Annotated in this window: 17 protein-coding genes and 1 tRNA gene; 7 read left to right on the forward strand and 11 right to left on the reverse strand. The window is 63.5% G+C overall.

Annotated features, from left to right (window positions below; genetic code table 11):
- Positions 1-48: 48 nt before the first annotated feature.
- The 4 genes from IPK66_13320 to IPK66_13335 form a co-directional block, all read right to left on the reverse strand.
- Complete coding sequence (locus tag IPK66_13320) at positions 49-549, reverse strand: CreA family protein (GenBank protein ID MBK8176195.1); 501 nt, start codon at positions 547-549, stop codon at positions 49-51.
- A 33-nt stretch (positions 550-582) separates the two neighbouring features.
- Positions 583-948, reverse strand: coding sequence for a glycine zipper family protein (locus IPK66_13325; GenBank protein ID MBK8176196.1), 366 nt, complete (start codon positions 946-948; stop codon positions 583-585).
- Between the two features lie 30 nt (positions 949-978).
- Positions 979-2,142: a 23S rRNA (adenine(2503)-C(2))-methyltransferase RlmN gene (gene rlmN / locus IPK66_13330; GenBank protein ID MBK8176197.1), complete on the reverse strand. Its 1,164-nt coding sequence runs from the start codon at positions 2,140-2,142 to the stop codon at positions 979-981.
- A gap of 132 nt (positions 2,143-2,274) precedes the next feature.
- Positions 2,275-2,790: an invasion associated locus B family protein gene (locus IPK66_13335; protein ID MBK8176198.1), complete on the reverse strand. Its 516-nt coding sequence runs from the start codon at positions 2,788-2,790 to the stop codon at positions 2,275-2,277.
- A 339-nt stretch (positions 2,791-3,129) separates the two neighbouring features.
- Between IPK66_13335 and IPK66_13340 the strand changes: the two genes are divergently transcribed.
- Entirely contained in the window at positions 3,130-4,107 is a 978-nt protein-coding gene (locus IPK66_13340) for an NADPH:quinone oxidoreductase family protein (GenBank protein MBK8176199.1), read from the forward strand.
- A 54-nt stretch (positions 4,108-4,161) separates the two neighbouring features.
- Here IPK66_13340 and IPK66_13345 read toward each other — a convergent pair whose 3' ends face one another.
- The 6 genes from IPK66_13345 to gyrA form a co-directional block, all read right to left on the reverse strand.
- The gene (locus tag IPK66_13345) at positions 4,162-5,832 is read right to left on the reverse strand and encodes a hypothetical protein (protein MBK8176200.1); all 1,671 of its coding nucleotides are present in this window, start codon (positions 5,830-5,832) and stop codon (positions 4,162-4,164) included.
- 19 nt (positions 5,833-5,851) lie between these two features.
- Positions 5,852-6,421 (reverse strand): hypothetical protein, encoded by a 570-nt coding sequence (locus IPK66_13350; GenBank protein ID MBK8176201.1) that lies wholly within the window; start codon positions 6,419-6,421, stop codon positions 5,852-5,854.
- Positions 6,422-6,660: 239 nt separating this feature from the next.
- The gene (locus IPK66_13355) at positions 6,661-9,627 is read right to left on the reverse strand and encodes a PAS domain S-box protein (GenBank protein ID MBK8176202.1); all 2,967 of its coding nucleotides are present in this window, start codon (positions 9,625-9,627) and stop codon (positions 6,661-6,663) included.
- 350 nt (positions 9,628-9,977) lie between these two features.
- Positions 9,978-10,052: transfer RNA gene (locus tag IPK66_13360), tRNA-Lys, on the reverse strand.
- A gap of 190 nt (positions 10,053-10,242) precedes the next feature.
- Positions 10,243-10,767 carry a pantetheine-phosphate adenylyltransferase gene (coaD, locus tag IPK66_13365; protein ID MBK8176203.1) on the reverse strand — a complete coding sequence of 175 codons (525 nt, stop codon included), beginning with the start codon at positions 10,765-10,767 and terminating at the stop codon, positions 10,243-10,245.
- 37 nt (positions 10,768-10,804) lie between these two features.
- Positions 10,805-13,612, reverse strand: coding sequence for a DNA gyrase subunit A (gyrA, locus tag IPK66_13370; GenBank protein ID MBK8176204.1), 2,808 nt, complete (start codon positions 13,610-13,612; stop codon positions 10,805-10,807).
- Positions 13,613-13,788: 176 nt separating this feature from the next.
- Here gyrA and IPK66_13375 point away from each other — a divergent pair, with 176 nt between their 5' ends.
- On the forward strand, positions 13,789-14,580 hold the full coding sequence (locus IPK66_13375; protein MBK8176205.1) for a protein phosphatase CheZ: 792 nt from the start codon (positions 13,789-13,791) through the stop codon (positions 14,578-14,580).
- 48 nt (positions 14,581-14,628) lie between these two features.
- On the opposite strand, the gene ubiG is transcribed toward IPK66_13375, so the two are convergent.
- Positions 14,629-15,390: a bifunctional 2-polyprenyl-6-hydroxyphenol methylase/3-demethylubiquinol 3-O-methyltransferase UbiG gene (ubiG, locus tag IPK66_13380; protein MBK8176206.1), complete on the reverse strand. Its 762-nt coding sequence runs from the start codon at positions 15,388-15,390 to the stop codon at positions 14,629-14,631.
- Positions 15,391-15,600: 210 nt separating this feature from the next.
- Between ubiG and IPK66_13385 the strand changes: the two genes are divergently transcribed.
- The 5 genes from IPK66_13385 to ispG all read left to right on the forward strand — a co-directional run bounded on the left by IPK66_13385 (position 15,601) and on the right by ispG (position 22,907).
- Positions 15,601-16,821 carry an aspartate kinase gene (locus IPK66_13385; GenBank protein MBK8176207.1) on the forward strand — a complete coding sequence of 407 codons (1,221 nt, stop codon included), beginning with the start codon at positions 15,601-15,603 and terminating at the stop codon, positions 16,819-16,821.
- Position 16,822: 1 nt separating this feature from the next.
- On the forward strand, positions 16,823-17,863 hold the full coding sequence (locus IPK66_13390) for a nitronate monooxygenase (protein ID MBK8176208.1): 1,041 nt from the start codon (positions 16,823-16,825) through the stop codon (positions 17,861-17,863).
- 3 nt (positions 17,864-17,866) lie between these two features.
- Positions 17,867-20,137 (forward strand): phosphoenolpyruvate--protein phosphotransferase, encoded by a 2,271-nt coding sequence (ptsP, locus tag IPK66_13395; protein MBK8176209.1) that lies wholly within the window; start codon positions 17,867-17,869, stop codon positions 20,135-20,137.
- Between the two features lie 214 nt (positions 20,138-20,351).
- Entirely contained in the window at positions 20,352-21,395 is a 1,044-nt protein-coding gene (locus IPK66_13400) for a DUF4115 domain-containing protein (protein MBK8176210.1), read from the forward strand.
- A 234-nt stretch (positions 21,396-21,629) separates the two neighbouring features.
- On the forward strand, positions 21,630-22,907 hold the full coding sequence (gene ispG, locus IPK66_13405; protein ID MBK8176211.1) for a flavodoxin-dependent (E)-4-hydroxy-3-methylbut-2-enyl-diphosphate synthase: 1,278 nt from the start codon (positions 21,630-21,632) through the stop codon (positions 22,905-22,907).
- Position 22,908 lies beyond the last annotated feature (1 nt).

Here is a 22,908-nt window from a genome sequence, read left to right on the forward strand (position 1 = left end):
CGGTGATCAGAGCGGGGCTCGGGCCTCGCCGGTGCCGCCGCGCACGTCCTACATTGTCTTCGCGGCGATGCCATTCCAGGCCATCAACGGCACGGTGGAAATAGAGTTTTTCGGCGAACCGGACACGACTCGATCGGAGTAGGCGACGTAGACGAGAACGTTCCGCTTGGCATCGAAGAAGCGGACGACGTTCATGGTCTTGAAGATCAGCGAACGACGTTCGTCGAACACCCGCGTGCCGTCCTTGATCGCGTTGCGAAATACGATCGGGCCGATCTGGCGGCAGGCGATGGCGACGTCCGAGGGGTCCTCGGCCGTGCCGAGTGCCCCGGAGACGCCACCGCGCTCGGGCCGGCTGATATGGCAGGCGACGCCATCGATATCCGGATCGTCAAAGCCGTCGATGGCGATCTTGTCGTTCGGCCCGAGCCAGCGGAAGTTGGTCGAAACCGAGCCGACCTCTCCACGCGGCGGGCCGCCGAACAGCCACCAGCCGACGAACGCCAGCAACACGACGACGACGGTGGCAAAGATCAGTTTTAGTCTCACTGGCGCTCCCTTCCGCGGGCGATGCGCACCCGCTCAATCCAGAACCTTATAGCCGCGGCCACGCAGGCAGTTGCGCACGACGCGCTGCTGCTTCGAGCTGCCGGACGCCGCGCCGCCGAACAAGCCGGAGGTACCGCCTCCCGCCCCGCCGATGGCGGCACCGGAACCAGGGCGGCCGGTGACCGCGCCGACCGCCGCGCCGACCGCCGCGCCGGCGGCTCCACCGAAAAGGGCGCCGCCAGCGGCGCTGCGCCCGACGCTGACCTGATCAGCGTACTGCTCACATTCCGCGAGGTCGTTGTCGTAGCGGGCGGGATCAACCCCTTTCATATCGACGATCGGATCGGACGAACAACCGGTTGCGACCAGCATCAGCAAGGCTGCCAGGAGACGGCGCATCGTCGTTGACCCCCCTCTAGACGGATTGCCTTAGGGCGCCGCGATCGCCGCGCCTGGATGGTCGACGTCGGCGAGCCCCGCGGCGCGGCGCGTGCTCAGGCGCGAAAGGCGTTCGCGTTCGCTGGCTGAGCGTAACTGGCCGCACGCCGCCATGATGTCGCGGCCGCGCGGCGTGCGCACCGGCGCCGTGTAGCCGGCTTTGTTGAGGATCGCTGCGAACTGTTCCATTGCGGCGGGCGTCGAGCACTCGAACGGCGCGCCCGGCCACGGGTTGAAGGGGATCAGGTTGAACTTGGCCGGAATGCCGGCGACCAGCCGGGCGAGCGCCTTGGCGTCGGCGACGTGGTCGTTGACCCCCTTCAACATCACGTACTCGAAAGTGATCCGGCGTGCGTTATCGGCGCCGGGATAGGCGCGACAGGCCTGCATCAATTCGGCGATCGGATACTTCTTGTTGATCGGCACCAGGACGTCGCGCAGTTCGTCGGTCACCGCGTGCAGGCTGATGGCGAGCTTGACGCCGAGTTCGGCGCCGACCGTGGGGATCATCGGTACGACGCCGGAGGTCGAAAGGGTGATCCGCCGCCGGGAGATGGCGATGCCTTCGTGGTCCATGACGATGCGCAAGGCGGTGGCGACATTCTCATAGTTGAACAGCGGCTCGCCCATGCCCATCAGCACGATGTTGGAAAGCAGCCGTTCGCCGCGCGGGCTCGGCCATTCCGCGTACGAATCGCGCGCCACCAGCACCTGGCCGACGATTTCCCGGGCACTGAGGTTGCGCACCAGACGCTGTGTGCCGGTATGGCAAAACTTGCAGGTCAGCGTGCAGCCGACCTGCGAAGAAAGGCACAGCGCGCCGCGATCGGCTTCGGGGATGAATACCGCCTCCGCTTCGTTGCCGTCGTCGAAGCGCAACAGCCACTTGCGCGTGCCGTCGGTCGAGCGCTGTTCGATACGGGTCTCGGGCCGCTGCAGGCTGTAGGCTTCGATAAGCTTCTCGCGCAATGACTTCGATAGCGTGGTCATCGCTGCAAAATCGGTGACGCCGCGATGGTAGATCCAGTGCCAGAGCTGCCGCGCGCGAAACGCCGGCTCGTTCAGGCTGACGACCAGCGCCTGCAAGTCAGCGCGCGACAGGCCAATCAGGGAAGGCATCTCGTTTGCCATCAAAGAATCCGCTTGTGCCCTCATCTGGCCCCTTGCTTACTCCGTTCCCGGAGCGGCGATGCCAGGGCCAATTCCGCGCGCATCTTCGCCGCGCGCACTTCTACCCAAGGTGGGGCACAGGGGGAAGTCAGGCAAGAGGGCGCGATCAGCGCGCGGTTACAGTCCGCACGCCTTGTCGATCGCGTTGTAAGCCGCGGTAAATCCGGAAAGCGAGTAGGTATCGGTGGTCAGGGTGCCCCGGCTGGAGGTCCCGCGAACGATCATCTGTGATCCGGCCTTCATCGCGCGGACCAGATCACGGTCGGCGGAGGCGTCGAAAGCCCAGGCGTTTTCATCCCGGGTAAACAGATTGAACGTCGCCTTCTTGTCGATCTCGATCGTCGCATCCTTACCCTGGCGGTACGGATAGCCGGCGGCGACGCTCACTTCACCTACGACCTTTTCATTTGGTCGATGGGTCACAAGCACATGAGTCTCGCCACGAACCGTGTATTTGCCTTCCTGCTTCTTCGGCGTGCTGCCGATGTAGCACATCCGCTTGTCGCCCGAGCCGAAGACAACGGCAGTCCAGTCGCCGTAGACACCGAGCGTCTGCTGTGCGGAACCCGGCATGGCGGCCGCCAGCCAGATCCCTGCGCCAAGAAGAATGCGCACTGCGGTCGTTCGTTTCATGGCGCCATTGATAATCGTCGAGGCCGCCGTTGCCAACCCGGCATCGCCAATGAAGTCGGCCGATCCCGGCTAAGTTACCCGGTTAGCGGCAAGAAAAAAAACTTCGCCCACCCCCACAAGCTTGCGGATGTGGGGGCGTCAGCAGCGCTCGTGCCAGATGCATTCGGGGCGCGATTCGGATAAATCCTCCTGACCGTCATCCGTATAATACTTGCCAGGCCGTCCGATCGCGGTCTGTCGCCGCAGTGGGTTGACGATGAGCCCGGCCGGCGGGAAAACTGTTCCGGATGGCCGGGGGCCGCGAGCCAGGGGCCAAGGGACAACGGCGGAAAGACAGCGATGCGGGCAGCCATCTGCAGGGAATTGCGCGATCCGGCGGGACTGGTCGTCACGGACGTCGCGCCGCCGCCGATGCTGGCGAATGGCGTGCGCATCGCCGTTGCCGCCGCGGGGGTCAATTTTGCCGATACCCTCATTCTCACCGGGTCTTACCAAGTCAAGGCATCCCCGCCATTTTCCCCAGGCTTCGAGGTGGCGGGGCGGGTCGTCGAGGTGGCCCCCGGGGTCACGCGCTGCCGGCCGGGCGATCGGGTGATGGCGGTGATCGAGTATGGCGGCTTTGCCGAGGAGGTGGTGGCCCCGGCAGACTGCGTCTTCTTGCTGCCCGACGGAATCGACGACATCGTTTCCGCCGGGTTTCCGGTCGCCTACGGCACCTCGCACCTGGGCCTGAAGTATAAGGCGGCGCTCAAGGCGGGCGAAACGCTCCTGGTCAATGGCGCCGCTGGCGGCGTCGGGCTGACGGCCGTCGAGGTCGGCAAGCGGCTGGGGGCGACGGTGATCGCCACCGCCAGCAGCGCGGCGAAGCTGCAGGTGGCCTCGGCGGCGGGCGCCGATCATGCCCTGTTGTCGGATGCGGATGACCTGCGGGAGCAAATCAAGTCCCTGACCGGCGGGCGCGGCGTCGACGTCGTCTATGAGCCGGTCGGCGGTACCCTCTTCGAGACCTCGCTGCGGGCGACGGCGGCGGGCGGACGCATCCTTCTCGTCGGTTTCGCCTCTGGTGCGGTGCCGCAAATCCCGGCGAACATCCTGCTGGTGAAGAACATCGCAGCGATTGGCTATTACTGGGGCGCGCACCGGACGATCGCGCCGCAGTGGATGCAGGCGTCGTGCGAGGAGCTTCTCTTATGGCTCGCGCAAGGCACCCTGCATCCGCACGTCTCCCAAACGTTTCCTCTCGCCGAGGCCAATGCGGCGCTGCAGGCGCTGCGGACGCGGGCATCGACCGGAAAGGTCGTCCTGACCTGCGGCTGACCGGCGCTCGTGCCGCGCCAAGGCCACCGCCCGCCCCAGCGCGGCTGAGGGGCGCTATTGCTGGCGATAAGAAGCATCGCGACGGGCGGCGAAAGCATTGCCGGCGTCGTTCCCCCGCCCGGCGACCAGGCACCATCCGGCGACCGCGCCGGCCCGGTCCGGTTGAGCCTTTGCCTCGTCGGGAGCGCAACCCGGCCAGTAGCTTCGGCGGCAGTCGCGGTTCGCGTCGGTTATCCAGTGCGCCGAGGCGAAACATCGCCGCCACTTCCCCTGATCCTCGCCCAACCGCTTAAGGTAGATGTTGCTGAGCCAGGCGCGCCCCACCACTTCGGCCGTCGGCACCAGATCCAGGACCCACCGGCGCGGCGCGATCCGCGCCGGACGTGCGAGTTCGACGGCACCGCGCTGGACGGCACGTCGGTAACCCTTCAGGAAGTGCGATTCCAACTGCAGCCCGATGTCGCCGATCCGTGTATCGAGAACCAACTCGGTGACCAGCGGCTCGCAGCGTTGCGGCAGGACCAACTCCGTCGGGAAGACGAGCGGCGTGCCGAGGAACGTGCCGATCCGCGCAAAGGGATCGATATCGAAGAAGTAACCAATAACGTGCATTTGACCGGCGACCTTGCGCACGTGATCGGTGATGTCCATTTCCTCAAGCTGCGACCAGCGGGCTTGCAGGTCGTTCCAGACCCGCATGGCTTCGTGGTGCTCGGCGTCCGTCAGCGACCAGTGCCGCTCGAGCGCGGCCCAGATGTCGCGCTCGTGTCCCTGGCGCGACCGCTCGATCGTCTCGACGATCGGCTCGGTCGCGCCGGTCACGCCCCAGGTGACGACGTGCAGCAGGCGATGCGGTCCCGGCCGCGCGTTCAAAAGCTCCTGCGCGAGAAAGCCCGCTGCCTGGGCGATGATCGCGCCCTGGCTTTGGCCGGTGAAAAAGGCTTCGCCGCCATGCTCCGGATCACTCGCGTAATCCGCCGCGTCCCGGGCCAGCATTAGGCCTGCGTCCGAGTTGAATTGTGCGCGTGCCATCATCAAGCCGGAGGCCCAGTCGCGATAGTCGCGATTGACGAACACCTGGGTGCCGGCGATCGCGTAGATGCGATGCGTCGCATCGCGGCTTTCGAGAACGAACGCCTTGAGCCCGGAGAAATCGTCGATATAGAGCTTGCGGATGATGTAGCCGGGGAGCTCGCGCGCGACGGCGGCGATCTCCGCGGGGTCAGGGACGGCCGGTGACGACCGGCTGCGCTCGCGGATATCGTACGCCTGATCGGCGGCGAGAACCGTTGCTTCGGCGATCCGCGAAAGGTCGGCGAAGCGTGAGCGGGGGTCATCCAGGACGGCGCTGCCGTCCTCCGCCATGGGCGTGACTTCGCCGGTGGTGAGGCGGGGAAGCGGCAGGTCGCGCACGTCCCGCAGCACGAGTTCGATGCCGGATGTCCTGTCGCCGGGTTTCGTCAGGGCCGGTCCCGCGACGTGTTCGAGGCGAATATCCCGAGCCGGTTCCGTCTTGAGCCATTCGAGGGCGCCCTCGCAGAAGGACGCGGCGGCTCCGGCCACAAGATCGCGGGTGACGCTGGGTTGGGACGGCGTCTCTGGCAGTTGTGGCAGGGCCTGGCAACCGACGAGGCCGAGGAGCGCACCCGCCAGCAGCCCCGGCCGTGCCCATTCCATCAGCACAGCGAGAAGCAGTCCCGCGGGCTCGCCGCCGGGTGCGTGCACGACACCTTTCGTACGCCGCCTATGGCGTGACGGTCATGCGCGTGAGCTTCAGTCCATTCCAGGACATATCGGCGATCAGGCCGCTATCCTTGACGACGAAGATGTATGCCGGAGCCCCGTCGATCAGCCCGATCTCCATGGCCGTGACGACCTCCATGTCGTCAACCGTGCTGCCGGCCGTCACTCCGAAGTTTCGTCGCGCATCCCAGCCGGAGAGGGCCTTGAAATTGGCCAGCGCGCTGGGCGTCATGAACATGACCACCGCCGCGCGGTCGCGATAGCCGAGCTGCAGTCCGATGGAGGTGCCGACCAGGCTGTAATAGCCGGTCGTCCTGTCGCCCTCGATCAGCCCCCCCTCGCCGTAGGTGCCGCCGAGGACAAGAGCGCCCTTGGCCACGTCGGGCATGACCAGAATGCCTTCCGCCCGACTGGCCGCCTCACTGCACTCGGTCAGATCTTTGCACTGCTTAAGCGTGCTTTGAATGTCGGTGTCGAGCGCTGCCCGGTCGGCACCGGAAATCGAGCATCCAGCGACGATCCCGCCAAGCGCCGCGATCGCGCCATTTCGCAAGGAGTGAATGAAGCGCACGGTTTGTCCCCTTTGCCCGCTCGCAGGGTTCGGCGTTGCCAGCGGTTGCGGCGAGGTTAGCCGCGCCGTCATCCGCTGTCGAGCGGTGTGTGCGCGAGTTGCGGCAGGCCCAGGATCGCCACAGGAGAACGCTCAGTCGCTGCCGTGCGCACGGCGTTGGCAGCGCGCTGGGGATTATGGGCGAGACTGAGGGACAGCTCGGCGAAAGGTGAGTTCCCCCGTGGCCGTGGGCCAGTTCGCTATCCGGAGAGGCCCGCAGCCCGGATGGAAGCGGGAGCGCGTATGATGGCTGCGGCGGGGTCGGGTTTCACCGGCGATTGAGACGCGGAGAGGTAGGGGTGGAGGGATCGCTGCAATTCCTCGAAGGTTGGCGCCAACAGGGCGACCAGCATCGCCGCCGTTTCGGCCTCATCGACGAGCGCCGCCGCCTCGATCTCCGAGGCGAGACGGCCGAGGCGCTTGGCCCCGGCGGTGCTGGCGATCCCTTTCAGCGCGTGAGCGGCCTCGCGCAGTCGCGACGGATCCTCGCGCACCACGGTATCGAGGGCGGCCAACTGTTTGCCGGCGTGGCCGAGGAAGGACGAGAGAGCCGCCTTCAGCTTCGTCGCGTCCCAGCGATAAATCGCGCCCAACTGATTGAAATCAAAGATATCCGGATCGATCTCCGGGAGCCCTGAGCCGCTCGTCTCGTCGCGGTCGTCGTCCGCGTCCGGTTCAGGGTGACCGGCGGCTGAAACGCGACCGCTCGTCCACTTGGTGATGGTTGCCAGCAGCTCGTTGGGATCGACGGGTTTCCCCAGGTGATCGTTCATGCCTGCCGCCATGCAGCGGGCCCGGTCCGCCTGCATGACGTTCGCGGTCATGGCGATGATGGGAAGATCCTCAATGCCCAATTTGCGGATGGCGACCGTGGCGGTGATGCCGTCCATCACCGGCATCTGCATATCCATCAAGACGAGGTCGTAGGTACGAATCTTGACTTTCTCCACCGCGATCGCGCCGTTTTCGGCGATCTCGACGGCGACGCCAATGCCTTCGAGGAGTTCTCTGGCCACCTGCCGGTTAAACTCGTTGTCCTCGACAACCAGCACGGTGATGCCGTGCAGGCTCGTCGGCGCAGAGTCCGACGGCGCTCTGTCACCAGGCTCGGCATCGCTAAACGCCTGCTGATCCTCCCCCAGAACGCGCATGATCGCATCGAACATCGTCGATGGATTGACCGGCTTGATCTGCACTTCATCGAATCCGGCGGTTTCGGCGCCCTCAAAGGATTCCTCGCGGCCATAAGCGGTGACCAGGATCAGCCGCGGCCGGGGATCGAGACCGAGTTCGTAGATTTTGGCGCCTGTCTCAAAGCCGTTGAGACCCGGCATCTGCCAGTCGATGAAGGCGACGTCAAAGGGCTTGCCTGCTGAATGGCGCAGAATGTCGAGTGCTTCCATGCCCGAGGCCGCGACCTCGACCTGGAACGACATGCTCGACAAAATGTTTGTCATCACCTCGCGCGCCTTCTCGTTGTCATCGACGACGAGCATGCGGCGACCGCGCAGATCGAGCTTTGGAAGCAGCGTGCGCCGTGCCTTAGCCTTGCCCAGTCGCGCAGTGAACCAGAAGGACGAGCCCTGACCGGGAACGCTGTCGACGCCGACCTCTCCGCCCATCAACTCAGCCAAGCTTTTCGATATCGAAAGTCCAAGTCCGGTTCCACCATATTCGCGCGTTATCGACATATCCGCTTGTTCGAAGCTTTTGAACAGCCGTGACTTCTGATCGGCGGTGAGACCCCTGCCGGTATCATGAACTTCGAAATGCAATGTCACGGAGTCCTCATGCTCGGAGACCTGGCGGACGAGAATGTCGATTTCGCCTTTATCCGTGAATTTTACGGCGTTGTTTGCGTAATTTATAAGAATTTGTCCCAATCGAAGCGGGTCGCCGACGACGTAAAGGGGAACATCCCTAGCGATATCAACGATAAGTTCCAGGCCTTTTGCGTTCGCCTTCTCAGAAATAAGGCTTGAGACATTCTCAAGCACACGCTCCAGCTCGAACTCTACGGACTCTAATGAAAGTTTTCCGGCTTCGTTTTTGGAAAAGTCCAAGATGTCATTGATGATTCCTAAAAGATGGCGGCCGGCTTGATGGATGTTCTTGACGTAATCCCGCTGACGCGGATTAAGGTCGCTTTTCAATGCCAGATGCGCCATGCCGATGATGGCATTCATGGGGGTGCGGATTTCGTGGCTCATGTTGGCGACAAAATCGGCCTTCGCCCGCGTCGCCGCCTCGGCGGCCTCCTTCGCCTCCAGCATCGCCTCTTGTGCGCGCTTGCGCTCGGCAGCGATTTCCATTGCCGCTTGCAGATCCGCCTCGCTGCGCTTGCGCTCGGTGATGTCGCGGATGATTCCGGTAAAGATGCGGGATTCGCCGGTCGCCGCCTCACCTACTGAGAGTTCCATGGGGAATAGTGAGCCGTCCTTACGCTGCCCCTGGACGGTGCGGCCAATGCCGATGATGCGACGTTCGCCGGTGTCGAGATAGCGTGACAAGTAACCGTCATGCCCGCTGCGGTCGGGTTCGGGCATCAACATGTTGACGTTGCGGCCAGCGATCTCCTCGACGGAGTATCCGAACAGGCGCAGCGCCGCCGGATTGGCGGTCAGGATGGTGCCGGACTGATCGATGGTGATGATGCCGTCGACCGCCGTCTCGAACATCGCGCGCGCCTTGCTCTCGCTGTCACGCAGCATCTGCTCGGCTACTTTGCGCGTGGTGATATCGCGCACGATGCCTGCGAACAAGCGCCGGTTGCGATCGCGGCTCTCGCCGACCGATAGTTCCATCGGGAAGGTGCTACCGTCCTTGCGCAGGCCGACGACCTCGCGGCCGGTACCGATGATGCGCGCTTGGCCGGTGTCGCGGTAGGCGGCGAGATAGCGATCATGCTCCGACTGATAAGGATCCGGCATCAGGATGCGGACGTTGCGTCCGATCACCTCCTTGGCGAGGTAGCCGAACAGGCGCTCGGCGGCCGGATTGAAACCTTTGATGGTTCCGTGCTCGTCGATCGTCACGATGCCGTCGACCGCGGCGGCGAGAATGGCGCGATTGCGGCCCTGCGCCTGATGAAGCGCGCGCCGGGCAATGCCCAGACTGATAGCCAATACGCTCGACAGCACCAGGACGAAAACGAGGCTCCACAGCACGGTTTTGGCCTTTCGGAAGCATAAAAGCCCCTAATGGGTACTCTTCGTGCCGCATTTGTCAAGGTGAAGGGTTGTCAAACCCACCCGCTTGAGCCGCAGAGGGCGGGGCGTGCATTTCAGGCGGTTTGCGCTTACCGGGTGCAGCCGTCACCGGAGCGGGCGACGGTCTGTTCGACTGATGCCGCTCGCCCGCCCGGCCCGAAGACCGTCAACTTGGAGCGCCGTCGCGGCAGGCTGGATCAAGGGGCCGTTCCCGTCCGCGTTTTGTCCAGCCTTTACCGCGAGCGTTACCTCGTGGCGTTTGGTCGCCTCTCGTCTGGAAACAGTTTCGGACGAGCGCTTATTTCAATTGGTGAGCCCGCTGGGGATCGAACCCAGGACCCTCTGATTAAAAGTCAGATGCTCTACCCCTGAGCTACGGGCTCGACGCCGCTTTCGCAGGCTGATGCCAGGGCCGGATTATGGATAACCGGCCCGGGGCGGATCTTACGCGCGCGCGGCCCCCTCAATCACGCGTCGATAGGGTTGGCGCAATGGCGCAGTGCCAGCCAACCAGGGTTATAAGGAGGCCGGACGGACCTCGCAACGGTGAAGAAGCGACGGCGGCGCGGTGATTTACGCGAACCGACGATCCACCTGAGCCAGCTTGCGCGCGGTCCGGCCGACCACGGCAGGGGGCACGAACGGTGCGATATCGCCGCCGAGGCGGGCGACTTCCTTGACGAACCGCGAGGCAATGAACTGTTGCCGTTCCGAGGCCATCAGAAAGATGGTTTCGACCTTCGGATTGAGCCGCGTGTTCATCCCCGCCATCTGGAATTCATACTCGAAGTCGGAAACGGCCCGCAAACCCCGAAGGATGATGGTCGCCCCGAGGTCTTCGACGAAGTGCATCAATAGCTTATCGAAGGGGCGCACCTCGATGCACGAGCCATCACCGTTGCGCATCAGCGCAATCTGCTCCTGCAGCATCTCGACCCGCTCTTGCAGGCTGAACATCGGCCCCTTGCCGGGATTGGCGGCGACGGCGATGATCAGACGATCGACCACGCGGATCGCGCGGCCGATGATATCGACATGTCCATTCGTGATCGGATCAAACGTACCAGGATAAATCCCAACGCGCGGCTGCTGTTGCATATTTTTTGTTTTCCTCCCGCTTCAGGACACCGACGGCTCAGCCATCGTTTTCCTGCTCACTGTCCTTGTCATCCTCGATCGTCTGGTCCACGGTCGCGCTGTCGTCTCCCGGGCTATCCTCGCTTGAGGCATCTCCGTTTGTATCTTCGACGTCACGGATGCGGGTGACGGAAACGACGCGCTCGTCCTCGGCCGTTGCGAACAACTTAACTCCGCGAGCGGTTCGGCCATTGATGCTGATATCGTCCACCTTGCAGCGGATGAGCTGGCCGGCGTCGGTGACCATGACGATCTGGTCCGCCGGCAACAAAGGAAAGGCGGCAACGGCGGTCGAAGGGCCCGGCGCCCGGCTCAGGTCGAGCGCGGCAACGCCGCTGCCGTCGCGGCCGGTGATGCGGTATTCGTATGAGGACGTCCGCTTGCCGAAGCCGTCCTCGGCAACGGTCAACAGGAATTCTTCTTGTTCCGTCATGTCGCGGAACTCGGGAAGGTCAAGCTTCATCGCCAGCGCTTCGTCGCGCGATCTCTCGTCGTCGCGCCCGGCATAGTCGCTGCCGGCAAGTCTGCGGCGGGCGTTGACGGCGCGAAGGTATTCGTCGCGCCGCGCCGCCTCGACTTCGACGTGGCGCAAGGCGCTGACGCTGAAGACTTCGTCTCCTTCGGCGAGACGGACGCCGCGCACACCCGTCGACGTGCGGCCGCTGAACACCCGCACTTCCGAAATCGCAAAACGGATGCACTGCCCGCGACGGGTGAACAGCATGATGTCATCGGCGTCGGTGAAGGTGCGCACGCGCACCAGCCGGTCACCGTCGTCCAGCTTCATCGCGATCTTGCCGTTGGCATTGATATTGGTGAAGTCGCTGAGGGCGTTGCGCCGCACCTTCCCGGACGCGGTGGCGAACACGACGGTGAGCGCGCCCCAGCCGTCTTCGTCCTCCGGCAGCGGCATGAGCGTTGTAATCGTCTCACCGGCGCGGAGCGGTAACAAGTTGACCATCGCCTTGCCGCGCGCCTGCGGCGTGCCAACCGGCAACTGATAGACCTTGAGCTTGTAGACGATGCCGGCCGAAGAGAAAAACAGCACCGGCGTGTGAGTGTTAACGACGAACACCTGGATGACGAAGTCTTCTTCGCGCGTCGCCATGCCGGCGCGCCCCTTGCCGCCGCGCCGTTGGGCCCGGTAAGTACTGAGCGGCACGCGCTTGACGTAGCCGGCGTGGGTCACCGTCACGACCATGTCTTCGCGCTGGATCAGGCTCTCGAGGTCGGCGTCGCCTGCGTTTTCCTCGATCAGCGTCCGTCGTGGCGTCGCGAACCGCTCCTTGACGTCGAGCAACTCGCTGCGCAGGACGTCAAGCAAGCGGGCGCGAGAGCCGAGGATCGAGAGGTATTCGGCGATTTCGGTGCCCAGCACGCGGAGATCCTCGCCGATCTTTTCGCGCTCGAGCCCGGTGAGGCGGTGGAGGCGCAGATCGAGGATGGCGCGGGCTTGCGTTTCCGAGAGACGGTAAAAGCCTGCCTCCGGCCCGACTTGTCCGGCCTCCTCGACCAGTGCCAGCAATGGGCCGACATCGCCGACCGGCCAATCGCGGCCCATCAGCGCTTCGCGCGCGGACGCCGGATCAGGCGAGCGCCGGATGACCGCGACGATCTCGTCAATGTTGGCGACGGCGACGGCGAGACCGGCAAGAACGTGCGCCCGCTCCCGCGCCTTGCCGAGCAGGAAGATGCTGCGCCTGCGGATGACGTCGGCGCGAAAGGCAAGGAAAGCCGACAGCATCTCCTTGAGCGTCATCATCCGCGGCCGACGGCCGTCGAGCGCCAGCATGCTGACCCCGAACGACGTTTGCAGCGGGGAGAAACGCCAGAGCTGATTGAGGACGACGTCCGGGTCGGCGTCGCGCTTGATCTCGATCACGACCCGAATGCCGTCCCGATCGCTTTCGTCGCGCAGATCGGAAATGCCTTCGATGCGCTTGTCGCGCACCGCGTCGGCGATGATCTCGACCATGCGCGCCTTGTTCACCTGGTAGGGGATCTCATCGACAATGATCGCCGTTCGATCCTTGCGGACCTCCTCGATCCGGGTGCGTGCGCGCATGAGCACCGAGCCGCGTCCCGTCGTATAGGCAGACAGAATCCCCGCACGACCGAGAATAAGCGCCCCGGTGGGAAAATCCGGGCCGGGGACATACTTTTCGATGAGTTCCGCGACAGAGAGTTGTGGATCGTCGATCAGCGCGCAGCAGGCGTCGATCACTTCACCAAGATTGTGCGGCGGAATGTTGGTCGCCATTCCCACCGCAATTCCGCCAGCGCCGTTGACGAGGACATTGGGGAAGCGGGCGGGGAGCACCACCGGCTCGACGCTGGCATCGTCATAGTTCGGCTGGAAATCGACCGTGTCCTTGTCGATGTCGTCGATCAGCGCGTGCCCGGAGCGCGCCAGGCGCGCCTCGGTGTAGCGCATCGCCGCCGCCTTATCGCCGTCTATCGAGCCGAAATTGCCCTGGCCCTCGATCAGCGGCAGCCGCATGGCGAAATCCTGGGCCATGCGCACCAGCGCGTCGTAAATCGACTGATCACCATGCGGATGGTACTTACCCATCACGTCGCCGACGATGCGCGCCGATTTGCGGAATGGACGGTCGTGGGTGTAGCCGCTTTCGTGCATCGCGTAGACGATGCGCCGATGCACCGGCTTCAGCCCGTCGCGAACGTCCGGCAGCGCGCGCGCGACGATTACGCTCATCGCGTAATCGAGGTACGAGCGCTTCATCTCCTCCTCGATGGTCACGAGGCCGAGATCAGAGCCCGGCGGTACTGTCGGTGGCGTGGTCACGCAGCGGATCCCGCACAAGCGAAAAGTGAACGATCGAAAACACTATCACGCGCACATATGCGGCACAATTCGCCGGCGCGCATGGGGTCCCTGCAATTTCGGTCAAGTTACCGGTTGTTAACCAACTGGCCGCAAAATGCGCGCATGCCGATGCACCCCAAGGGACGATTGCCGTCATGACCATCGCTACGTCCACGCAGAGACCGTTTACCGCGGAGATCCGCAGACACGCCGCGGGCGCTCCCATCACCGCTGTGCTGCCTGAATTCGTTCCGACATCTTCGGACTCTGCCTTGTGGCAACAGGAGGTGCTTTCCGGAATCGCCGATATTCGGCGTCGTCTCTCGGATCTGATCGTCGCCGGGAGTGAAGCACCCATCGTGCCCGCTTCTGGCGCCGATCCGGCGACGGAAGAGCTTTCGAGCAGCGACAACCATGAACTGCGCAGCGAACTGAAGGCGCTGGAGCAGGCGATCATGGAAACCAAGCGGGAGATCGCAGCGCTCGGTCGTCTTGGCAAGCCGCCCACACGACTGTCGAACGCAACCGACGAACTCGACGCCGTGGTCGATGCCACGGAAGCTGCCACCGAATGCATACTGGCGTCGAGCGAGCGCATCGACGAGATCGTCGTTCAGTTGCGTAACCAAGCAGCGAGCGATGAAGAGAGGAACACGCTTGACGAGATCTGTGAGCAGGTAACCCGTATTTTCGAATCCTGCAACTTCCAGGATATCACGGGTCAGCGGATCACCAAGGTGGTCAACGCGATGAAGTTCATTGAAGAGCGGGTTGAACGGATGATTGAAATATTCGGCGGCACCGAGGCCTTCTCCGCCGCCGACGTTGCGCCCCAAGTCGAACCTGAGGCAGAACCTGACGACGAATCGCACCTGTTGGAAGGCCCGCAGCTGGAAGGGGCGCCGGCGAAGATTTCGCAGGATGATATCGACGCGTTCTTCAACTAGGTGTTTCGTTCTCTACCCTTGTCCGGGCGCCGCCGATCGCGAAAGCGTTTAGCGCGCCATTGCCATGTAATTGACGTCAAGTTTGCGGCTGAGCGACCAGGATTGGCGAAGAGGATTGTATGACAGGCCAGCGGCGTCGGTGAGCAACAGGCCCTGGCGGCGAAGCATTTGGGCCATTTCCGCCGGTTTGACAAACTTGCGCCAATCGTGCGTGCCGCGCGGCACCCAGTTGAGGACGTATTCTGCGCCCACCTTGGCAAGGGCCAGAGACGCCCAGGTACGATTGAGTGTCGAGAGAATCATCGCCCCGCCGGGGGCAAGCAAGGCGGTGATCGCGGCAGCGAAATCGTCATGATCGGCGACATGTTCAACGACCTCAAGGGCAAGAACCACGTCGAAACGGGCGCCTTCGCGGGCCAAGTCCTCGGGTCCGGCACGCCGATAGTCGATGTCCAGCCCCGCGGCATGGGCGTGTACACCGGCAATCCTGATCGCTTCTTCGGACGCATCGATTCCAGTGATGCTTGCGCCGCACCGTGCCATCTGCTCGGCGACGAGTCCGCCGCCGCAGCCAATATCAATCATCGTCAGTCCGTCGAACGGTCGCGCGCTGTCCACATCGCGAGCGAAGTGGCGCGCGAGGCGCGTGCGGATAAAATCGACGCGAACGGGATTGAGCTGGTGCAGCGCGCGAAAATCGCCCTGCGGGTCCCACCACGATCGCGCCATCGCTTCGAAGCGGGCGATCTCGTCGTCGGCGGCGGTTTTCGCGAACGCGGTTCGGTCCGAGGGCTCTGAACGGAGAGTCATACGGAGAGTCATGACGGCTGCACTTTGCGACGAGAGGTAGTCAAGCGGGCGCACTTGCGCTCGAATTCGACCCTCAGTATCTAAGCGCCGACGATCTCGAAGCAAGAGGCCTTGCTCTGCGGTGCGCGCCGGTCGCTTGGTGTCGGTCGTCACTACTCGCATAAAATACCCGCGCTCGATTGAGATCACCCGCGAGACTCCAGGAGATCTATGGCCCGATTGGTGAAAAAATTCGGCGGAACGTCCGTCGCCGACTTGGCGCGTATCCGTGCTGCGGCGAAACGCATCAAGCAGTCCGTCGATGCTGGCGATGAGGTCGCGGTGGTCGTCTCGGCGATGGCGGGGGAGACCAACCGTCTGGTCGATTTCGTCAAAAAGATTAGTCCGCTCTACGACCCCCACGAATACGACGTGGTGGTTGCGAGCGGCGAGCAGGTGACCGCCGGGCTAATGGCGCTCGCGCTGCAGGAGGTCGGCGTCGCGTCGCGATCGTGGCTCGGCTGGCAAATCCGCTTCCTCACCGACGATGCGCACGGGAAGGCGCGAATCGGCGCAATCGAAACCCATGAGATCGAGCAACAATTCGCCGCCGGCGGCGTTCCCGTCATCGCCGGCTTTCAGGGGCTTGCCGCCGGGAACCGGGTGACGACCCTGGGGCGGGGCGGCTCCGATACAACGGCGGTGGCGCTTGCGGCGGCTTTGAAGGCCGATCGCTGTGACATCTATACGGACGTTGATGGGGTCTACACGACGGATCCGCGTATCGTTGCCAAGGCCCGCAAGCTCGTTACAATTACCTTCGAGGAAATGCTCGAAATGGCCTCCGTCGGTGCAAAGGTGCTGCAAACGCGAGCCGTCGAGTTAGCGATGAAATATGGCGTTCGCACGCAAGTCCTGTCCAGTTTTGACGACGTTCCCGGCACGGTGGTGGTAGGCGAGGAGGAGGTCTTGGAGCACGAATTGGTCAGCGGTATCACCTACAGCCGCGACGAAGCGAAAATCACCTTGTTACACGTCGCCGATCGCCCGGGGGTTGCCGCCAGCATTTTTGTTCCGCTCGCGGACGCCAACATCAATGTCGACATGATCGTGCAGAATATCTCGCCAAAGGGCGATACGACCGACCTGACGTTCACGGTCAGCGAAGGGGACCTGGAGCGGACCGTAGCAGTCCTGCGCGAGCGCCGGAGCGAGATCGGCTATTCGGATATGAAGTACGATCCGAACGTCGTTAAAGTCTCGGTGATCGGTGTTGGAATGCGCAGTCACGCGGGTATCGCATCACAAATGTTCCGCGCGTTGGCCGAGCGAGGTATCAACATACAGGTGATTTCCACATCCGAGATCAAGGTTAGCGTGCTTATCGAAGAGGCGTATACGGAGCTTGCCGTGCGTACGCTGCATACTGCATACGGCCTTGACGCATCCTGACATGAACCCGGACAGTGCCGCGCCGGAGGTGATTCTCAACCGGCTCTGGTCGCGCGGGCGGGAATTTCTCGGGTGTGCGAATGCCATCATGGGCGGGGCCATGTCGTGGGTATCGGAGCGGCGATTGGTCGCGGCGATTTCGAACGCCGGCGGGTTTGGCGTGCTCGCCTGCGGCTCGCTCCGGCCGGCCCAGCTTGCCGAGGAGATCAGCGGAACCAAGGCGCTGACCGACCAGCCGTTCGGTGTCAACCTGATCACCATGCACCCCGACCTCGACGCGCTGATCGATCTTTGTATCGCCGAGCATATCTCGCATGTCGTTCTGGCGGGCGGGGTGCCCCCCAGCGCCGCAATCCGCAAGATCAAGGACGGCGGCGGAAAGGTCATGTGCTTCGCGCCCGCTCTCGGCCTCGCCAAGCGGCTCATCCGCAATGGTGCCGACGCCTTGATCATCGAGGGTGCGGAAGCAGGTGGCCACATCGGGCCGGTGTCCACCGGTGTATTGGCGCAGGAAATTCTGCCGCAGATCCGTGACGTTCCCGTGTTCGTCGCTGGCGGCATCGGCCGCGGGGAAGCGATCGTTTCGTATTTGCGGATGGGGGCGGCGGGATGCCAGCTCGGAACGCGCTTCGTCTGTGCCGAGGAATCGATCGCGCACGACCGGTTCAAGCAGGCGTTCATCCGCGCCAGCGCGCGGGATGCGGTCGTCTCGGTTCAGATCGATCCCGACCTGCCGATAATCCCCGTGCGCGCACTGGTCAATCGCGGAACGGTGAGATTTACCGACGCGCAGCGCCGCATTGCCGCGCAATTTCGCGCCGGCGCGCTCTCGCAAGAGGCCGCTCAGCTTGAGATCGAGCTTTTTTGGGCGGGGGCGCTGAGGCGGGCCGTTCTCGATGGCGACGTCGACGAAGGATCGGTCATGGCGGGACAGAGCGTCGGAATGGTCACGCAAGTTCAGCCGATGCGTCAGATTATCGCCGAGCTTTTGGAACAAGCGCGAGCGGCGGTATCCGAGCCGTCTGTTCGAAGGGCCGTCTGAGCGATGCAGTACGGCCAGACCGTCCTCGTTCTCCGCCGCCTGCTTGCGCGCATCCGCGATGTCATGGCGGCGAACGGCAGCGCGCAAACCCGTCTCGCCCGGATCGTCTCGATTATCGCCAAGGACATGGCGACAGAGGTTTGTTCCATTTATGTGCGGCGCGCGGGCGACGTTCTGGAACTCTTTGCCACCCAGGGGCTGCGGGCGACGGCGGTGCGCCGGACCCGACTGCGTGTGGGGGAAGGATTGATTGGCGAGATCGCGGCCAAGGGACGGCCGTTGGCGCTGTCCGACGCACAAAGCCACCCGAGCTTCGCCTTTCGGCCCGAAACCGGCGAAGAAGCCTATCAGGCGCTGATGGGAGTGCCGATTTTGCGCGGTGGCCGTGTCGTCGGCGTGCTGGCCGTCCAGAACGTGCATCACCGGCAATACACGGATGAAGAGATCGAAGCGCTGCAGACTGTGGCGATGGTCCTCGCCGAACTCGTTGCCGGCGGGGATCTCGTCGGCCGCGAGGAACGTTTGCCAACCGAGGGATTGGCCTTATCGCCGGTGCGCCTTGAGGGCGCGCGGCTGAACGCCGGTATTGGTATCGGTGGCGCCGTTTTGCATAAGCACCAGTTCACCATCCGCCAACTCGTTGCCGAAGACACCCGCGTCGAACACGAGCGGCTTCGCAAGGCTGTCGCCGAAATGCACGGTGCCCTGGACAACATGCTGCGTGCCAGCGCCGTTGCCGGCTCCGGGGAACACCGTGACGTTCTCGAGACGTATCGACTGATCGCAGAAGATGTCGGCTGGCTGCGCCGCATCGGCGATGCGATCAATACGGGACTCACCGCCGAAGCCGCAGTGCAAAAGGTCAACGATGATATCCATGCGCGCATGCGCCAGGTATCCGATTCCTATTTGCGCGAACGCGTGCATGATCTGGAGGATCTGGCGAACAGGCTGTTGCAGCATCTGCTGAAGCGCGATGACGCGATGCCCGAGGCGCCCCCCGGTGAGGATTTCGTTCTGGTCGCACGCAATCTCGGGCCGGCGCAATTACTCGACTACAATCGGGGGGCTTTGAAGGCGGTCGTTCTGGAGGAGGGCTCGCCAAACTCGCATGTTGCGATCGTCGCCCGCGCGCTCGATATTCCGGTCGTGGGTCAGGTGCGCAACGCCCTCGCGCGGATCGAGAGCGGTGATCCGCTGATTGTCGACGCCGATCACTCCCAGGTGTTCGTGCGGCCGTCTGAAGATGTCAGGCAGATGTTTCGCCGCAGCATAGCGGCGCGGGCCGCGCGCATGGCGCGCTATGAGGAGAGCAAGGGGCTTCCCGCCGTCACGCTCGATGGAGTCCGGATCGCCGTCAGCATCAATGCCGGCCTTCTCGTCGATTTACAGCATGTTGCCGAAAGCGATGTCGACGGTATCGGTCTTTATCGCACCGAAGTGCCGTTCATGGTCCGCTCGGAGCTGCCGAACGTTGAAAGCCAACGGCACTTGTACGCGAAGGTCCACGAGTACGCTGCGGGCAAGCCGGTCGTCTTCCGGACGCTCGATATCGGCGGCGACAAGGTGATGCCGTATTGGGACCATGGCGAAGACGAGAACCCGGCGATGGGATGGCGGGCGATTCGCGTATCGTTCGACCGGCCGGCCCTGCTCCGTCAGCAGCTTCGCGCGCTTATCCAGGCAAGCCCCGGTCGCGATCTTCACGTCATGTTTCCGATGATCGCCGAGGTGGGGGAATTTCGTTTCGCCAAGACCCTCCTTGATCGGGAACTGCAGCGCCAGGACGCGTGCGGTTGGGCGCCACCGCGGCGGGTTCATGTGGGGGCGATGCTCGAAGTACCGGCGCTTTTGTTCCAGCTCGACGATCTGCTGAAAAACGTGGATTTTTTGTCGATTGGAACAAATGATCTATTCCAATTCCTGTTCGCGAGTGATCGAGGCAACTACCGTATCTCTGAGCGGTACGATGTACTTTCGCCCGTATTGCTTCATGTCTTGCGTTCGATCATCGAGCGTTGCCGTAACGCCGGGGTGCCCGTGAGTCTGTGCGGAGAAATGGCCGGGCGACCTCTTGATGCCATGGCTTTGATCGGTATTGGTTTTGATAACCTCTCGATTTCTCCGCCTGCTGTAGGTCCGATCAAGATGATGATTCGCAGCTTGGACCGCAGAGCACTCGCCGGCTACATGGACAAGATTTGCCAGGAGCGTCAGGGCAGTTGCCGCGAAAAGCTTAAATCTTACGCACAAGATCACGAAATCGTCATATGACTGCACAGGCTGAAGATGATCGGTTGCAATTCTATAATGAATGGCGACAATAAGAGCGATAAGACCCTGTGCGCAGACACCGGGGTCAGGGGCGTAGGTGAGGGGGAAAAAAAGAAGCGCGGTTCTTGGCGTTGTCCGCTGCGTCGGTGCGACACAGCCGGCCTTACAACAGTTGGACGGCTGACAGGTTCGGCGGCCTGAGGTGAGGACGAGGATGATGGAGGGCCACGTCGAGCCACATGCAGGCAAGGGGGTTGGCGCGATATTACGCGAGAGGCGACGGCGCCAGGGGCGCGATCTCGCTGAACTTGCGTATGATCTGCATATTCGGCGACGTTATTTGGAGGCAATTGAAGATAGCCAGTATCAGGCACTGCCTGCTCCAGTCTACGCAATCGGCTTCGTACGGTCCTATGCGGAGTTACTAGGGCTCGACGGGGATGAGATCGTGCGGCGATTTAAGATTGAAATCGCCGGCCTCGGTGTCGAGACGCCACTGCATTTTCCCTTGCCGATCTCGCAAGGAAGCACCCCGAAAGGGGGCGTTGTGCTGCTCGGTGCGATCATCGCCGTTGCCGGGTACATTTCCTGGTACGCCGGTGCCGATCGCCGTGTCGACGTCAGTGAACTCATTGTGCCGGTTCCCGAAAGGCTCGCTCCCCTTTCCGAAACCAGCGGGCACGAAGCTCCGGCGCCCACGGCCATCGCCCGGCAGGATGCCAGGAGCGGCGACGCTCCGGCCGGCGTGCCGCCGGTCTCTGGGGAGACGAACGGCTTCGATGCCGCCGCGCGCAAGCAACCCCCGCGCGTAGCCGACAGACAGGACCTTGCGTCCGCGCTGCCGATGGCGCCGACGGCTGCATTGAACGACGCGCAAGTGGCGGATGAGGCCGCGCGGTCGTCGATATCGTCCCCGCTTGCGATATCGCAGACGACCGGGAGTGCCCAGGCGGCCGAACTGCCCGACGAGGTCACGGCAGCCGGTCGCTCCGATGCGCGCATTGAGTTGCATGCGCGTGCGGATAGTTGGGTGGAAGTGCGCGAACCGCGAACGGATGCGCTCGTGGCCGCGCGACTGCTGAAGGCGGGCGAGATCTATCGCATTCCGGACAAACCGGGGCTCAAGCTGGTGACCGGTAATGCCGGCGGTCTCGTCGTCGTCGTCGACGGGAAGGTCGCACCGTCGTTGGGAAAGGATGGAGCCGTGCGTCGCGGCATTCCACTTGACGCTGACGCGTTGCGTAAGGGGATCGACTGACACGCGCCTGCCGTCGCGTCGTTCATCGGCGCGTCTTGGGCACGCTCTCCTGCCCGGCCCGCGGGCGCGGATCCTCAAGACCGCCGTTGACCACCCCTTGTCTGATGCGGCAAAAGGATCGAATTGGTGCTGCAGGAGATGCAGACGGCGGGAACGCGCGAGTCTGGCGGTTTCGCCTTTCGGCGGCGCAAGGTCCGCTCCAGGCATTCGAATTTGGTGAAGAGGTTACGAACCATGGGTCCGGCGGCGCGTCGAAAGAGCATTCCGGTCAGGATCGATCACGTCGTCGTCGGCGGCGCGGCTCCGATCGTCGTGCAGTCGATGACCAATACCGACACGGCGGATGTGGCCGCGACAGTCGAACAGGTTGCGGCACTCGCGGCGGCAGGCTCGGAACTGGTGCGCATCACCGTCGATCGCGACGAGTCCGCCAAGGCCGTGCCGCACATCCGCGATGCCCTTGATCGGCGCGACGTCAAGGTCCCACTTATCGGCGATTTTCACTACATCGGCCATAAGCTGCTGACGGACCACCCGGGGTGTGCCGAGGCACTCGCCAAGTATCGGATCAATCCCGGTAACGTCGGCTTCCGCGAGAAGCGCGATCGCCAATTTTCAACGATGATCGACATTGCGCAGAAGCACGGCAAGCCGGTGCGCATTGGCGTCAACTGGGGAAGCCTCGATCAGGAACTGCTGGTCCGACTGATGGACGAAAACTCGCGTTCGTCCGCGCCGAGGACCGCAGCCGAGGTCACGCAGGAGGCAATGGTGGTGTCGGGCAGCGAAAGCGCCCGCCGCGCCGAGGCGCTCGGCATGGGCGCGGATCGTATCATCCTGTCGTGCAAGGTCAGCGACGTTCAGAGCCTGATCGCTGTCTACACTGCGCTTGCCGCCCGGTGTGACTACGCGCTGCATCTCGGGCTGACCGAGGCGGGAATGGGCTCCAAGGGGATCGTTGCCTCGACGGCGGGCATCGCCATCCTGCTGCAAGGCGGCATCGGCGATACGATCCGGGTTTCGCTCACGCCGCAGGCTGGAGGGGACCGGACGCAAGAGGTGATCGTTGCCCAGGAAATGCTGCAGGTTCTGGGTCTGCGCACCTTCATGCCGCTGGTCACGGCATGTCCCGGTTGCGGCCGGACCACCAGTACGTTCTTCCAGAAGCTGGCAGGCGATATCCAAGGACACATCCGCGCGCGCATGCCCGAATGGGCGCGGGCGTATGAGGGGGTTGAGACGATGACGGTCGCGGTGATGGGCTGCATCGTCAACGGCCCCGGCGAGAGCAAGCACGCCGACATCGGCATCAGCCTGCCTGGGACCGGCGAGGAGCCGGCGGCGCCGGTGTTCATCGACGGGCGTAAGGCGATGACCTTGCGCGGGGCGGGCATCGCGGCTGATTTTCAGGCGATTGTCGAGGATTACGTGCGTACGCGCTACCCGCATCGCGATCAGGCGGTCGCTCCTGCCAGCCCGGCGACTGCCGCGGCGGCGGCTGTCGCACGATAGT

This window comes from Rhodospirillales bacterium (assembly GCA_016712595.1).
In the GTDB taxonomy this organism is placed as follows: Bacteria; Pseudomonadota; Alphaproteobacteria; order Rhodospirillales; family Defluviicoccaceae; genus Defluviicoccus.